The sequence below is a fragment of the Exiguobacterium sp. s26 genome (assembly GCF_018618235.1).
Taxonomy (GTDB): domain Bacteria; phylum Bacillota; class Bacilli; order Exiguobacteriales; family Exiguobacteriaceae; genus Exiguobacterium; species Exiguobacterium chiriqhucha.
Map to the genome: position 1 here is coordinate 135,324 of NZ_JACSLS010000002.1, position 15,469 is coordinate 150,792.

General features: G+C 53.8%; 16 protein-coding genes. All 16 read right to left on the reverse strand.

The features are described from left to right. Positions 1–2 precede the first annotated feature (2 nt). The 16 genes from KNP82_RS03135 to sucD all read right to left on the reverse strand — a co-directional run bounded on the left by KNP82_RS03135 (position 3) and on the right by sucD (position 15,467). Positions 3–437 (reverse strand): flagellar FliJ family protein, encoded by a 435-nt coding sequence (locus KNP82_RS03135; protein ID WP_021067122.1) that lies wholly within the window; start codon positions 435–437, stop codon positions 3–5. Next, entirely contained in the window at positions 434–1,753 is a 1,320-nt protein-coding gene (fliI, locus tag KNP82_RS03140) for a flagellar protein export ATPase FliI (protein WP_021067121.1), read from the reverse strand. The genes KNP82_RS03135 and fliI overlap by 4 nt, the downstream gene beginning before the upstream one ends. Beyond that, entirely contained in the window at positions 1,740–2,462 is a 723-nt protein-coding gene (locus KNP82_RS03145; protein WP_214800875.1) for a FliH/SctL family protein, read from the reverse strand. The genes fliI and KNP82_RS03145 overlap by 14 nt, the downstream gene beginning before the upstream one ends. Further along, complete coding sequence (fliG, locus tag KNP82_RS03150) at positions 2,446–3,453, reverse strand: flagellar motor switch protein FliG (RefSeq protein ID WP_021067119.1); 1,008 nt, start codon at positions 3,451–3,453, stop codon at positions 2,446–2,448. Before fliG ends, KNP82_RS03145 begins: the two co-directional genes overlap by 17 nt. 5 nt (positions 3,454–3,458) lie before the next feature. After that, positions 3,459–5,027 carry a flagellar basal-body MS-ring/collar protein FliF gene (fliF, locus tag KNP82_RS03155; RefSeq protein ID WP_214827010.1) on the reverse strand — a complete coding sequence of 523 codons (1,569 nt, stop codon included), beginning with the start codon at positions 5,025–5,027 and terminating at the stop codon, positions 3,459–3,461. A 21-nt stretch (positions 5,028–5,048) separates the two neighbouring features. Then, complete coding sequence (gene fliE / locus KNP82_RS03160; protein WP_021067117.1) at positions 5,049–5,333, reverse strand: flagellar hook-basal body complex protein FliE; 285 nt, start codon at positions 5,331–5,333, stop codon at positions 5,049–5,051. Positions 5,334–5,346: 13 nt separating this feature from the next. After that, positions 5,347–5,775: a flagellar basal body rod protein FlgC gene (gene flgC / locus KNP82_RS03165; protein ID WP_021067116.1), complete on the reverse strand. Its 429-nt coding sequence runs from the start codon at positions 5,773–5,775 to the stop codon at positions 5,347–5,349. Positions 5,776–5,777: 2 nt separating this feature from the next. Beyond that, positions 5,778–6,146, reverse strand: coding sequence for a flagellar basal body rod protein FlgB (flgB, locus tag KNP82_RS03170; RefSeq protein ID WP_021067115.1), 369 nt, complete (start codon positions 6,144–6,146; stop codon positions 5,778–5,780). A 273-nt stretch (positions 6,147–6,419) separates the two neighbouring features. After that, positions 6,420–7,199 (reverse strand): GTP-sensing pleiotropic transcriptional regulator CodY, encoded by a 780-nt coding sequence (gene codY, locus KNP82_RS03175; protein ID WP_016508279.1) that lies wholly within the window; start codon positions 7,197–7,199, stop codon positions 6,420–6,422. 37 nt (positions 7,200–7,236) lie between these two features. After that, the gene (hslU, locus tag KNP82_RS03180; RefSeq protein ID WP_029595703.1) at positions 7,237–8,607 is read right to left on the reverse strand and encodes an ATP-dependent protease ATPase subunit HslU; all 1,371 of its coding nucleotides are present in this window, start codon (positions 8,605–8,607) and stop codon (positions 7,237–7,239) included. Beyond that, complete coding sequence (hslV, locus tag KNP82_RS03185; protein ID WP_021067113.1) at positions 8,604–9,152, reverse strand: ATP-dependent protease subunit HslV; 549 nt, start codon at positions 9,150–9,152, stop codon at positions 8,604–8,606. The genes hslU and hslV overlap by 4 nt, the downstream gene beginning before the upstream one ends. A gap of 11 nt (positions 9,153–9,163) precedes the next feature. After that, a complete protein-coding gene (locus KNP82_RS03190; RefSeq protein ID WP_214827013.1) occupies positions 9,164–10,045 on the reverse strand; it encodes a tyrosine-type recombinase/integrase in 882 nt (293 codons plus the stop codon). 186 nt (positions 10,046–10,231) lie between these two features. Then, positions 10,232–11,539, reverse strand: a complete 1,308-nt coding sequence (gene trmFO, locus KNP82_RS03195) for an FADH(2)-oxidizing methylenetetrahydrofolate--tRNA-(uracil(54)-C(5))-methyltransferase TrmFO (protein WP_021067111.1) — start codon at positions 11,537–11,539, stop codon at positions 10,232–10,234. A 2-nt stretch (positions 11,540–11,541) separates the two neighbouring features. Beyond that, positions 11,542–13,638 (reverse strand): type I DNA topoisomerase, encoded by a 2,097-nt coding sequence (topA, locus tag KNP82_RS03200; protein ID WP_214827016.1) that lies wholly within the window; start codon positions 13,636–13,638, stop codon positions 11,542–11,544. 65 nt (positions 13,639–13,703) lie between these two features. Continuing rightward, complete coding sequence (gene dprA / locus KNP82_RS03205; protein WP_021067109.1) at positions 13,704–14,495, reverse strand: DNA-processing protein DprA; 792 nt, start codon at positions 14,493–14,495, stop codon at positions 13,704–13,706. Between the two features lie 54 nt (positions 14,496–14,549). Next, complete coding sequence (gene sucD, locus KNP82_RS03210) at positions 14,550–15,467, reverse strand: succinate--CoA ligase subunit alpha (protein WP_021067108.1); 918 nt, start codon at positions 15,465–15,467, stop codon at positions 14,550–14,552. Positions 15,468–15,469: the final 2 nt, after the last annotated feature.

Here is a 15,469-nt window from a genome sequence, read left to right on the forward strand (position 1 = left end):
GTTTACTTCCCTTTCCCGTGATGAATCACTGCCAACTCATCGATGAAATGCTGTTCGATGAGCTTTGTCGCGGCCACTTCATCTTGACTGACTTTTTCATGCAACGTTACATATTTCTTTTCCTCGACGACTTTTCCGAGCAGACGTTCCTGCGACAAATGGTAGCGGTTACGCGCCTGCTGGACGACGAGTTGTTGTGTCTCGATTTGGCGTTTCAACCGTTCGCGTGTCTGTTCACGGTATTGCGACATGAGCAAATCAATGACGCCAGCTTGTTCGTCTTGACTCTTCATGAGCGACTCGTACGTCAACACGAGCCGATACAGCGTCTCCATCTCTGTCTCGAACCGCGCTTTATGTTGTCTCATCTCCGTCGCCGACTCTTCTTTCTCGTGTTCTGCGATCGGCATGATGCGCTCTAACAATAATCTGTTCATCGTTCACCTCGCACGATTTGGGCCAGGCGCTCTAACGATTCCTCGAGCGGGGCCTCTTCTTCGATGGATTGCTTTAAAAACGTCAACAAGTTCGGATACTGCTCGATGGCGGTATCGATGGCCGGGTTCGTCCCTTTTTTATAAGCACCTATATTGATTAAGTCTTCGGCATCCAAATACGTGGCCAGCCACCCCCGGAACGTCTGCGCGACCTCCCGATGCATCGGCGTGGCAATTTGGTTCATGACGCGGCTGATCGACTTCAAGACGTGTATCGCCGGGAACTGCCCACGGTTCGCGAGCGAGCGGTCCATGACGAAGTGTCCGTCTAAAATCCCGCGCACCGCATCCGCAATCGGCTCGTTCATATCGTCCCCGTCGACGAGGACGGTATAGAACGCCGTAATCGATCCTGTCACGGCGGTCCCGCTTCGTTCTAACAGTTGCGGCAACATCGCGAAGACGGAAGGCGTATACCCTTTAGACGTCGGTGGTTCCCCTGTTGCGAGTCCGATTTCCCGTTGCGCCATGGCGAACCGGGTCACCGAATCCATCATGAGGACGACTTCTTTGCCTTGGTCGCGGAAGTATTCGGCGATGGCTGTCGCCGTATAAGCTCCTTTCAACCGCACGAGCGGAGGTTGGTCGCTCGTCGCCACGATGACGACCGAGCGGGCCATCCCTTCTGGTCCGAGTTCTTTCTCGATGAACTCTTTCACTTCTCGGCCACGCTCTCCGATTAAGGCGATGACGTTGATGTCGGCCGATGATCGTTTGGCGATCATGCCGAGCAATGTTGACTTCCCGACGCCGGAACCTGCGAACAATCCGACCCGCTGTCCTTTCCCGACCGTCAAGAGACCGTCGATGACGCGAACGCCTGTCGAGAGGACGTCTAAAATGCGGGGCCGCTCAAGCGGGTTCGGCGGCTTACGAAGCACGTCGTAACGTGCGCCAGGCATTGCACCCTCACCGGACAAAGGACGGCCGAGACCGTCGAGCACTTGGCCAATCAACTCGTCGCCGACCGGCACTTGAAGCATCCGGCCTGTCCCTTTGACCATACATCCCGGTGCGATTTGGGTCGTTTCGCCGTAAGGCATGAGGAGGACGCGTGCCTCATTGAATCCGACAACTTCGGCTTCGACGTGTTGACCGGATGGTAGCTCGATCAAACAACGTTCTCCGATAAAAGCACTCGGTCCATTCGACTCGATCATCAGACCGACGACCCGACAGACGCGTCCGACTTTTCGGACGTACTCGTCATCGGGCGAGGACACAATCGACTCGAGCACGCGGTCAATAAGCGCCATCGGCCAGGACCTCCTCGATTTTGGAACGTACGCGATCAAAGCTATAGCTCAAATCGAGCTCATCCCCGTGATGCGGGGTCTCAATCCTTACGCTCGTCTCATCCAAGCCTGCATCCGCCCGGTATTTGATGCCCGGGCCGTCTGGGATGACCCAGTCCGCTTCAAAGCGTTGAATCGAGGCGAGTCGCGTTGGATGGACGTACACCGTCAATGATTCCGCATCGAGTTGACGGAGCAACTGTTCACGGACACGATCGGCGAACAACGCCTCATCGTTTCGGACGAGTTCTGTCGTCACGCGAGCGCTGACCTCGACGGCGAGGGCGACGAGCTGTTGCTCGGCGTCCCGCCATTTCGTGTCAAACAACTGCTCGAGTTCGACGCTGACCGTGTTTAAGCGGGTCGTCAATTCCTCATACTCGGCCTTGCCGTCCCGTCTTCCTTGGTCAAAGCCTGCGTCGTAGCCTTCTTGTCTAGCCGACACGAGCACTTCTTCCCGTAAGTCGGCGAGTTCTTGTTCCATCGCCGTGCGGCGCGCTTCGAGTGTGGCTGCTTGCTCGTCTAGTTGCGCACGCGTTTGGGCCAACCGCTCCCGCTCTTCATCCTGGTGTAGCATACTCACCGGCTCGAGGAACGGCTTTGAATCAATCCGTTGCGGCTCGAGTGGTGTCGCATAGTGGCGTTTGATTACGTTAGACAACGATGTCATCTCCTCCACCGCGGCTAATCACGATTTCTCCGACGTCTTCTAGGCGACGGATGATGCCGACGATACGGCTTTGTGCCTCTTCGACGTCACGCAACCGGACAGGCCCCATGAATTCCATGTCTTCTTTGAACGTTTCGACCATTCGTTGCGACATGTTTTTGAAGATGATCTGTTTGACTTCGTCGGACGAGACTTTGAGGGCGAGCAAGAGATCGTCGTTCGCCACTTCGCGGATAATCCGCTGAATCGCCCGTGAATCGAGTGTAACGATATCCTCGAAGACGAACATCCGTTTTTTGATTTCTTCGGCCAATTCCGGGTCTTCGATTTCAAGCGCATCGAGAATCGTGCGCTCGGTCGTACGGTCGACGCCGTTGAGCACTTCGACGACCGCCTCGATGCCACCAGACTGGGCATAATCTTGCATATCCGTTTGGGACAAGTTCTTCTCGAGAATCTGTTCAATCTCATGAATCACGTCCGGGTTGAGTCGGTCCATCGTCGCGATCCGCTTGGCGACTTCCGACTGAATCTCAGGCGGGAGCTCAGACAAAATTTGTCCTGACTTGACCGGTTCGAGATGCGCCAAAATCAAGGCGATCGTTTGCGGATGCTCGTTTTGGATAAAGTTCAACAGCTGTTTCGGGTCGGCCTTGCGGGCGAACTCGAACGGTCGGACTTGAAGCGTCGAGGTGAGGCGGTGGATGAGGGCCATCGCCTTCTCTTCTCCGACCGCTTTCTCGAGCACCGTTTTCGCGAATCCGATGCCCCCTTGCGTGATATAGCTCTGCGCCATGGCGAGCTCGTGGAACTCGCCCATGATGGCTTCTTTTTGTTCGGATGATACTTTTTTCAACGCCGAAATTTGTAGCGTCAATTGCTCCATCTCTTCTTCGGACAGATGCTTGTAGACGCTCGCTGCCACTTCAGGTCCAAGCGAGATCATGAGCATGGCCGCTTTTTCTCGGTTCGGTTGTTTGGCGTAATTCACAGTACTCACTCCTCAGACATCCATGTACGGAGAAGTTTGGCGAACTCTTCAGGGTTGCTCTCTGCCAATTTCTCCAACTGTTTCTTCTTGACGGCCCCTTCGCCCCGTTCTTCGAGGTCGAGGTCCGGCACTTCGTCTTCATATGGGACTTCCCACTCGTTCGACTCGGCGACTGGTTCGCGGTTGCGCTTGCGCATCGCGAAGAACAAGAGCGCGAGCAAGACGACGGCACCGGCTGCGGCGGCATACATCCACCATTGGGTCGGTTGTTCGACCACGGCCGCTTCTTCCGTTTCTGCGAACGGACGTGAGACGACGACGACTTTCTGTTCAAGTTCCGCCTCAGTGAGTGCCTCTCCGGTCTTGGCGAGTGACGTCCGGATAATCGAGTACATCATCGTCTCGAGGTCACCCTCGAGTTGAGGGTCGATTGTCGTCGCCCCGTTCGGTGGTTCGACGATCAATTGGACGCCGAGGTCACGAATCGAGTACGGTGCGTTCTGAATCTGTTTCGTGATTCGGTTGACTTCATAATTGATGATTTCATGATTCTTTTCGCTCTCTTCTTCCCCGGTGCCCGTGGCGGCCGGGAAATTGACCGTATCGTTCTCGGCCGTCCCGGCAGCAGTCGCTGCGCCGGTTCCGCCTGTATACGCTTCAGCAATCCGCTCGGCCGAAGTGACGATGCCTTCCATGCTGTCCTCATTGACAGGTGTCACGAGGTTTTGCTCTTCAGTCGCTTGCGTCGTGTCGATATCGGCTGTGACCGAGACGAGCACACTTCGTTCGCCGAGCAACACCGACAACATTTGTTGAATCTGTTGACGGACATCTTTCTCGACTTGGCGTTTCAAGACGAGCGGGTCGGTCGATGATCCACCGGCCGTCGTCGTCTGGTCTAAATCGTAATACGTGAAATATTGGTCCATGACCGATATGTTTTCAGGTTTCAAGTTCGGTACGCTCTTACTGATTAAATGATAGAGCCCTTTCACCGTCGCCGGCTCGAGATTCGTACCAGCTCCTAAATTTAAGACGATGGAGGCCGTCGGTTCACCTTGATCTTCGGCCAAGAAGACCGATTTCTCTGGAATCGAGATGATGACTTTCGCCTGGTTGATTCCTTCGATTTGCGTGATCAACCGTTCGAGCTCGGTCTGCATCGCGCTCCGTTCGATGACGGCCATCTCACGGTCCGTCGTTCCGAAGCCAGCGTTCTCGCTAAAGAAGCTATAATCGATTGCACCCGACTTCGGGATGCCTGCTGCCGCCAGACTGACTTTCAGTTGGTCGACTTGCTCACTCGGTACGTATACACTGACACCGTTCGAAGTCGCTTTAATCTCAGCCTTTACTCCGTCGGCCGTCAACTGTTCCGTCACCTCGCCCGCCTCTTGAGCGGACAGGTTCGTATAGAGCGGGGCCATGTTCGGGCGCGACAGCCAGACGGTCAAGAGCACCGCGACAAGAATCACGCCGACGATGACGAGACCCCAAATGATTTTTCGGTTCGTTTTCATCGTTTGAAGCGAACCGGTCAGTGAACCGAATCGTTCTTTTAACTTTTCATTCATCGCTACTCGTCATCCTCTACTTTAAACTTGCATTCGCATCATTTCTTGATAGGCCTCGACCGCTTTGTTCCGCACCTCTATGGCGAGTTGCATCGCAATCGATGACTCTTCGCTTTGAATCATGACTTGATGTAAATCGGCTTTCCCGACGGCGAGATCGGCTCGGGCCGAGCTCGTCGCTTGTTGGACGTCATTTAATGAGCGCATCGCCTCGTTCAAATACGTTCCGAACTGGGATGGCGTCTCTTTCACGGCCGGCGCGACTGTGGGTTGTGTGCCAATCAATTGAATGGGGTTAATCTGCATCCTCGATCACTCCTTATCCTTTACCAATTTCCATCGCTTTGACGAGCATCGCCTTCGTGGCGTTCATCGCGGCGATGTTCGCCTCGTACGACCGTGTCGCTCCCATCAAATCGACCATTTCTTTCAACAGGTCGACGTTTGGCATCTGGACATAGCCCCGGTCATCCGAATCAGGATGGCTCGGGTCATAGACGAGCTTGTACGGGCTCTCATCTTCCACAATCTGTGAGACTTCGACCCCGCCGCTGACAGCGGACAGCTGTTGGCGAAACGGTGCTTCCTGCATCACGGTCATCTTTCGCGTGTACGGTTGCCACTCCCCGTCGACTAACTTGCCGCGTGTCGTCTGGGCATTCGCGATGTTCGCGGACACCGTGTCCATCCGTAACCGTTGCGACGTCAGTGCCGTCGCCGAGATATGAAAACTATCAAACATGCCCATCGTCAACGCCCTCCTCTAATGACGGTTTTGAGTCCGCCGAGCCGGCGGTTCAACTGTTCCATCATCGCTTCGTATTGAAGCTGGTTCCGTGCCAACTCGCTCATCTCGTAATCGAGATCAACGTTATTGCCGTCACTTCGCATCGCGCCTCCGGCCCGGTCCGTGATCGTCGTCGCCGAGCGCTCACTCGGACGACCGCCTGCCAGCTTGAGACGCATCTCGTTGTTCAGCGTCTGTTCAAACACGGCCTGCTTCGCCCGGAAGTTCGGGGTATCGATATTCGATAGGTTATGGCTGATGACTTTTTGATTTACGACCGAATGATTGATCGCTTGCTTCATTAATTGATAGTCGCTACCGATCCAGTTCATGCGTTTCACTCGCTTTCACTAAAAGAATGCATGTATATACCTTATTTGGAAAATCCACTATTTCATTGAAACAAATCTGTAACAGTGTTGAAAGATATTTTTATTAAAACAGGTAAATGCTGTCTTCTGTTTTTGTCGAATTTACGACGAATTCTGAAAATAATTACTTTTGCACTAAAAAAAGTCGCTCCCATTACGTCGGGAGCGACTTTGTAAGTCTAAAGTCCTAATTCGAAAGACTTTCTAGTATTCGTCAGTTGAATCTAGTTTATTTCAATTCGATTTCAACTTTTGTAATTCGAACAAGAAGTTGTCATTCAGTATCTTAATATACGTTCCTTTCATACCGAGAGAACGTGACTCGATGACACCCGCACTTTCCAATTTACGGAGTGCGTTAACGATGACCGAACGAGTGATTCCCACACGGTCGGCAATTTTGGAAGCAACTAGTAAACCTTCGTTGCCACCAAGCTCTTCGAAGATGTGCTCGATCGCTTCAAGCTCAGAATACGAGAGCGAGTTGATCGCCATTTGGACGACCGCTTTTTTACGGGCTGACGCCTCCGCTTCGGCCGCTTTCTCACGAAGAATCTCCATCCCTACGACGGTCGCGCTATATTCGGCCAAGACGAGGTCATCTTCCGTGAACTCGTTGTTGAGCCGACCGAGCACGAGTGTACCGAGACGCTCGCCACCACCGATGATTGGAACGATCGTCGTCATCGAGTCGAGGAACAACTCACGGTTCTCGACCGGGAACGCCGTATACTCACTGTCGATGCCGATATTTTCCGTCGTCTCTTTGACGTTGAACAAGTTTGAGGCGTATGGCTCCGGGAATTGACGGTCGACCAAGAACGCCTTCATGCGTTCGTTCTCGATTTGTTGTTTGATGGCAAAGCCGAGCAAACGGCCCCGACGACTGACGATGAACGTGTTTGCTTCGAGTACTTCGCGCATCTTATCCGCCATTTCTTTAAAGTCTACGTGCGCGCTTGCCTCTTGTTGAAGCATCGTGTTCAATTGGCGTGTTTTGTCTAGTAAGTTCATAATTCTTATTTTCCTCCCTGTATGTGCATACAGAATCTTATAGTATAAATTGGCTAAGGTCTCGATCTTCCGCAATCGAGCCGACTTTCTCTTTCACATAGGCCGGTGTGATTTGAACATGCGTTTGCGGCATGTCGGCCGCCTCGAACGACAAGTCCTCGAGGACGCGCTCCATAATCGTATACAGACGGCGGGCCCCGATGTCATCCGTCTCTCGGTTGACGTGCGTCGCGATGCGCGCAATCTCTTCGATGGCTGGATGCGTGAACTCGACGCTAATCTCCTCCGACTCGAGGAGTGCCGTGTACTGCTTGATGAGCGCCTGGGACGGCTCCGTCAAAATCTTGACGAAGTCCTCTTCGGTCAGGCTGCTCAGTTCAACGCGAATCGGGAAACGTCCTTGGAGCTCAGGAATCAAGTCGGACGGCTTCGCCATATGGAATGCTCCGGCGGCGATAAAGAGCACGTGGTCCGTCTTGACCGGTCCATACTTCGTGACGACGGTCGATCCTTCGACGATTGGCAAGATGTCACGTTGGACTCCCTCTCGTGAGACACCGGCATGATCTTGCGACTTCGTTGCAATCTTGTCGATCTCATCGACGAAGATGATGCCCATCTGCTCACTACGGCGCACGGCCTCGTCATGAACTTCGTTCATATCGAGCAAACTCTCCGCTTCCTCGGCGACGATGAGCGGACGTGCTTCGCGGACCGGCAACTTGCGTTTCTTCCGTTTCTTCGGCACGATTTGACCGAGCATGTCCTGCAAGTTCGATAAACCTTCCATGCCTTGTCCTTGGAACAAGTCGACGGTCTGCTTTTCTTCGAGATTGACCTCGATTAATCGTTCTTCGAGTTCACCGAGCTCGAGCAAGCGACGCAACTGTGCGCGGTCGGACGACTGCGTGTTAGTCGGCTCTTCGGTCTTTTGAGCTTGGCCGCCGAACAACGCCTCGAACGGGTTCGATGCGGTCGGTTCGACTTTGGCCTTGCCTTGCAAAGCGTCAAGGATGCGTTCAGTCGCAGCGACTTCCGCTTGCTCTTTCACGCCTTCTTTCTTCTCTTCCTTCACGAGACGGACCGACGCCTCGACAAGGTCACGGACCATCGATTCGACATCGCGGCCGACGTAGCCGACTTCAGTGAATTTGGTAGCCTCGACTTTGACGAACGGCGCGCCAACGAGTTTGGCCAAGCGGCGTGCGATTTCCGTCTTCCCGACACCGGTCGGGCCGATCATCAAGATGTTCTTCGGTGTCACTTCATCACGCAGGTCGGCACTCAATTTTTGGCGACGATAACGGTTGCGGAGTGCGATCGCGACGGCGCGCTTGGCATCCTTTTGTCCGATGACGAAGCGGTCTAGTTCCGCTACGATTTGGCGTGGTGTCAGTTCACGTTTCATTCAGAATCGCCTCCGATCGTTTCTACGATGACTTGGTCGTTTGTATAGACGCACAACTCTCCGGCAATCTCGAGAGCGGCGCGGGCTATGTCTTCCGCTGATTTCTCAGGCGAATGGCGTACGAGGGCGCGCCCGGCAGCGAGCGCATAGTTCCCGCCCGAACCGATCGCTAAAATGCCATCATCCGGTTCGATCACTTCGCCGTTCCCAGACACGAGCAGTAGGTGCTCACGGTCCATGACGATCAAAAGCGCTTCGAGTTGACGGAGCATCTTATCCCCGCGCCACTCTTTAGCCAGCTCGACGGCCGCACGCGGCAAGTTCCCGTTGTACATCTCTAGCTTCGATTCAAACTTCTCGAAGAGCGTGAATGCGTCGGCCACGCTTCCGGCGAACCCGGCGACGACTTTACCGCCGTAGAGACGTCGTACTTTTTTGGCCTTGTTTTTCATGATGACGGCGTTTCCGAACGTGACTTGTCCATCCCCGCTCATGGCACCATGCCCGTTGTGGCGGACTGCGAAAATCGTGGTTGCGTGAAACATCTGATGACCTCCTACTTTCTCGGATGTGTGGCTTGATAGACCGCTCGCAAGCGCTCCGTCGAGACGTGAGTGTAACGACCCGTCGTCGAGAGTGACTCGTGACCGAGCAACTCTTGGACGGCACGGAGGTCAGCCCCGCGCTCGAGCAGGTCCGTCGCAAAACTATGACGGAGCGAGTGAGGCGTCAACGGCTTATGCAGGCCGCCTTGCTTCCTCAGACGCTTCATGACGTAGCGAATTTGGTCTGTTGTCACTCGATTCCCTTTTTGACTGAGGAATAATGCCGTTTCTTGGGGGGAAGCGCATGTTTGGCGCACGTCGAGGTAACGATCGAGCGCCGCGATGGCGAACTGTCCGATTGGGATGTAGCGTTCTTTCTTCCCTTTCCCGACGACATGCACGAAGGCGAGGTCGGCATCGTAGGACGACACGTCCATCCCGCACAACTCGGCGACGCGCATGCCCGTCCCGTACAACATCTCGACGATGGCGACGTCACGGGCCCGCAGGAACGGATCATCTTGTCCGTCCGCGGTCGCGATGAGCTGTTCGACTTCGCTAGGCACGGCGAACGTCGGCAGCGTCTTGCGCCGTTTCGGAGACGTTAGTCCGTGGAACAGAGGCTCGACACCCGTCTCACGTGCCACAAATTTCCCGAATTGCTTGAGGCACGATACTTTTTGGGCGACCGTCGTCGTGGCGCTGTCGGTCTCATAAAGGGCATATAAATAACGCCGCGCCGACTGCACATCATACGAATCTTGATGTGTCGATTGGCAATAAGCGGCGTACTGGTCGAGCGTCTGCTCGTAAGAGCGTTTCGTGTGAGGAGACAGCCGGCGTTCGACTTGGCAATAGCGCAAAAATGACTGTTGATCGTCACCGAATCCCATTCTCTCGCCCCCTCGTTTTCAACTTAAAAACGCATGTTCTCGTCAAATCGAAATTAGCATAGCATACCCCGTCAGAGGTGACAATAGATAGCCCCTCAATAATCTGAAAATTTTCAAAGTGTTGTACAAATTACACAATTGAAATTTAAATTCACAAAAAAGGAGCCAAAAAATGGCTCCTTTCCCTTAAATCTCTTTATATTGCTGAATCGTTTCAAGGGCACGGTTCGCGTAACGTTCGTACCGTTCTTGTTTCTTCATCTTCTGCGGTGCATCCTCGAGCGACGGCACGAGACCGAAGTTTGCGTTCATCGGTTGGAAGTGCTTGCCGTCCGTCGTCGTGATATAGTGCGCCATCGAACCGAGCATCGTCTCGCGTGGCAAGACGACGAGGTCTTCACCGGCAATCAGTTTCGCTGCGTTAATCCCAGCGAGAAGTCCTGACGCCGCCGATTCGACGTACCCTTCCACACCGGTCATCTGCCCGGCGAAGAACAACGTGTCGCGTGTCCGCGCCTGATACGTCGGTTTCAACAGGCTCGGTGAGTTGATGAACGTGTTCCGGTGCATGACACCGTAGCGCACGATTTCAGCGTTCTCGAGACCCGGGATGAGTTGAAGGATCCGTTTCTGTTCGCCCCATTTGAGATGGGTTTGAAAACCGACCAAGTTGAACAGCGTGCCGGCCGAGTTATCTTGCCGTAACTGCACGACCGCGTGCGGACGTTTGCCCGTCTTCGGGTCTTCGAGGCCGACCGGTTTCATCGGTCCGAACAAGAGCGTCTTCTTGCCGCGTTGGGCGAGAACTTCAAACGGCATGCAGCCTTCGAAGTAAATCTCTTTCTCGAACTCTTTGAGCGGGACGACCTCTGCTTTGACGAGCTCGTCGTAGAACAAGTCGAACTCTTCTTCCGTCATCGGACAGTTGAGGTACGCCGCCTCACCTTTGTCGTAACGTGATTTCAAGTAGACCTTGTCCCGGTCGATTGTCTCGCCGTCCAAAATCGGCGCCGCGGCGTCGTAGAAGTAAAGGTAATCTTCACCTGTGAACGCTTTGAGCGAAGCCGAGAGGTCCGGTGACGTGAGCGGACCGGTCGCCATGATGACGATCCCGTCCGGAATCGCCGTGATCTCTTCGTTGTGCACGGTCACGTTCGGATGGTTCTTCAACGTGTCCGTCACGAATCCGGCGAAGTCATGACGGTCGACGGCGAGAGCGCCGCCGGCCGGTACACTTGCCGTGTCGGCCGCTTTCAAGATGAGCGAGTCGAGCGTGCGCATCTCTTCTTTCAAGACGCCGACCGCGTTTTGTAGCCCGTTCGCTCGAAGCGAGTTCGAGCAGACCAGTTCAGCGAATTGGTCCGTATGGTGTGCCGGTGTTTTTCGGACCGGTCTCATTTCATACAAATCGACTTGAATTCCGCGTTTCGCGAGTTGCCAAGCCGCCTCGGAGCCGGCGAGGCCCGCTCCGATCACAGTTACACGTTGCTGCAAAGTTAATCCTCCTCTAACTGATGTACCTCGGCATGGGTACAGTTCGTACATTGATATTTCACACCGTCTTTAATTTTTTTCTCGACCATCATCTTACCACATTCCGGACACGGTTTCGCGACCGGCTTGTCCCATGAGACGAACTCACAGTCTGGATAGTTCGAGCAACCGTAGAACAGACGACCCTTCTTACTGCGTCGTTCGACGACTTGTCCGTCTTTGCAGCTCGGACATGGGACGCCAATTTCGACTTGTACCGGTTTCGTGTTCGTACAGTTCGGGAAGTTCGAGCATGCCATGAATTTCCCGTAACGGCCCATCTTGATGACCATCGGCGAACCGCACACTTCGCAGTCGATGCCGGCCGGTTCATCTTTCACTTCGATTTTCTCAATCTCTGACTCGGCTCGTTTCAGACGTTTCTCGAAACTGCGATAGATTGGAGCGACGACTTCCGTCCATTCGACTTCCTCGTTCTCAATCGAGTCGAGGAGCGTCTCCATGTCGGCCGTGAACTGGACGGTGATAAAGTCGTTGAAGTACTCATCGATCATCTCGATGACGAGTTCGCCAAGTTCTGTCGGGACGAACTTCTTCTCTTCAAGGACGACATATCCGCGTTTTTGAATCGTATCGAGCGTCGGTGCATACGTCGACGGACGACCGATTCCGAGTTCTTCCATCGCCCGAACGAGACGCGCCTCACTGTAACGTGGCGGCGGCTGTGTGAAGTGCTGCTTCGGTTCGATTGACTCGAACTTGACGAGGTCATCCACTTCGAGCGGTGGGAGCAACCCTTCTTTCTCCGGGTTCGTGTCTTCGATATCTTCATCTTTCGATTCGATATACACTTTCATGAAACCAGGGAATTTGACGGTCGACCCGTTGGCACGGAAAATCATGCCGTTCGACTCGACGTCGATTTTCACCGTGTCGAGGATGGCCGGCGCCATTTGGCTCGCGACGAGGCGCTCCCAAATCAACTTGTACAAGCGGAGCTGGTCACGCGACAAGTACGCTTTCACCGAGGCCGGGTCGCGTAACGCCGAAGTCGGACGAATCGCTTCGTGTGCGTCCTGGGCGTTCGCGGCTTTCTTCTCTTTTTGCTTCTGCAACGCGACGTACTCTTCTCCGAATGTGGATTCGATATACTCTTTCGCTTCCGCTTTCGCCAAATCTGAGATACGCGTCGAGTCGGTACGCATATACGTGATCAAACCGACGGTGCCTTCTTTCTTCCCGAGGTCGATCCCTTCGTATAGCTGTTGCGCGAGCATCATCGTCTTCTTGGCACGGAAGTTCAATTTACGAGCCGCATCTTGCTGTAGCGAGCTCGTCGTGAACGGGAGCGACGCGTTGCGCTTCCGCTCTTTCTTCGTGACGTCGATGACTTTGAATGAGTCGTCAATCGCTTTGAGCACCGCGTCGGCATCTGCCTCGCTCTTGAGCTCCATTTTTTTCCCGTCTTTACCATAAAACGAAGTCTCGAACGATTCGCCTTCATGGTTGAGGGTGAGTTTGATGGTCCAATACTCTTCTGGGTCGAAGGCATTGATCTCCCGCTCCCGGTCGATAATCATTTTAACGGCCACGGATTGAACGCGTCCGGCCGATAATCCTTTTTTGACTTTCTTCCATAGTAATGGGCTCATCCCGTATCCGACGAGACGGTCCAAAATTCGACGCGCCTGCTGGGCGTCGACGAGATCATGGTTGATTTTACGCGGGTGTTTGAACGACTCTTTAATCGCATCTTTCGTGATCTCGTTAAAGACGACGCGACATTCCGTCGTTTCGTCGACACCGAGGGCACGTGCTAAATGCCAAGCAATCGCTTCCCCTTCGCGATCCGGGTCAGCCGCGAGAAAGATTTTCGTCGCTTTTTTGGCTGCCGTCTTCAATTCTTTCAAAACTGGGCCTTTGCCACGGATCGTGATGTACTTCGGTTCGAAGTCATGTTCCACGTCGACACCGAGTTGACTCTTCGGTAAATCGATGACGTGACCCATAGATGCCTTGACCGTGTAATTCGATCCTAAATAACGTTTAATTGTTTTCGCTTTCGCGGGTGATTCGACGATCACCAAGTATTTTGCCATACATCTGCTCCCCTTTTAGAGGTCATTTAAATCCCTACCATAATATTCATGTTGTCGATGGTTTGTCAACGTCCAATCCTTGAACATGTTAGAATTTGATCGGCAGTCGTCAATGGAATCGCCCCGTCTTCAATCAATTGATTCGGACCAGCCGCGAGCGGATCGAGCGGGCTTCCAGGCACCGCGAATACCGTCTTTCCTTGCTCGAGGGCATGTCCGACCGTGTTCATCGTCCCGCTCTTTTGACGAGCCTGGATGACGACGAGACGATCGGCAAGTCCGCTGACGAGACGATTTCGTTCTAAAAATTGAAATTTTTTGACAGGTGTTTCCGGTGTGTATTCCGTGAGGAGTAACCCGTGTCGCGAAATCCGCTCGAACAAGGGCGAATGGACCTGTGGATACAAGTGCGAAAAGCCCGCTCCGAGGATGGCGATGGTCGGCCGGTCATGATCGAGCGACAGCTCATGGACGAGACCGTCGATGCCGAGCGCCCCACCCGAGACGGAGACAGTTTCTTCTATTAAAGGACGGAAATGTTCGACGAGTCGTCGGCTGATACGATTCAATTCACGGCTTCCGACCAATGCGGTCGTTTGTTGATGTAGTACCTCTAAATCACCTCGATAAAACAAACAATATGGCGGATTCGGAATATGGAGCAGCGCGGACGGGAACAATTCATCCTCCCACGTCAAAAAACGGTCGTACGTGACCGTGGAACGAAGCGCCCGTTCTGCTTTGCTTCGGACGCTCGGATGGAACTGCTGCATGTTCATATGCGCGTGCGACAAGTAATGATGGACGAACTCGACCGGCAACCGTTCGGCTGCGAATCGAGCGATTGTTTGATTCATCACAATCTCCTCTAAAAAAATGAGGGATGCCGCGCATCCCTCATTCCGAATGGTTTACGTTGTCGGTTGACCCGTCACGCAAGCTTCATACAAACCTTGTTGTTTCAACACCCGGATGAGCGTCTCTCCGATGACGGCAGGCGTCTCGGCGACTTCAATCCCGTTGGCGTTCAACGTCTTGATTTTCTCAGCAGCTGTACCTTTTCCGCCTGAGATGATGGCGCCGGCATGGCCCATCCGCTTGCCTTCAGGGGCTGTTTGTCCACCGATGAAACCGATGACCGGTTTCGTCATGTTCGCTTTCACCCATTCAGCAGCTTCTTCTTCAGCCGTTCCACCGATTTCACCGATCATGATGACCGCTTTCGTGTCCTCGTCTTCATTGAACGCTTGGAGCGTGTCGATGAAGTTCGTTCCGTTGACCGGGTCTCCACCGATCCCGACAGCTGTCGATTGTCCGATTCCGGCAGTCGTCAACTGATGGACCGCTTCGTATGTGAGCGTCCCTGAGCGCGAGACGATGCCGACGTGGCCTTTCGTGTGGATATAGCCTGGCATGATGCCAAGTTTCGCTTCCCCTGGCGTGATGATCCCCGGGCAGTTCGGTCCGATGAGACGGGCCGGTTTGTCCTCGAGGTAACGCTTCACTTGAATCATGTCGATGACCGGGATACCTTCTGTGATACAGATGATCAACTCGATGCCGCTATCGGCCGCTTCCATAATCGAATCGGCTGCGAACGCAGGTGGCACGTAGATGATTGACGCGTTCGCGCCAGTCGCTTCGACTGCCTCGGATACGGTGTTGAAGACCGGTACGCCGTCAAGGACGGTCGTGCCACCTTTACCAGGTGTCACCCCTCCGACCAATTTCGTGTTATATGCCAGCATCTGTTCGCCGTGGAACAGACCTTGTTTCCCCGTGATCCCTTGAATGATTACTTTTGTATCTTGATTCGCCCAAATACTCATGT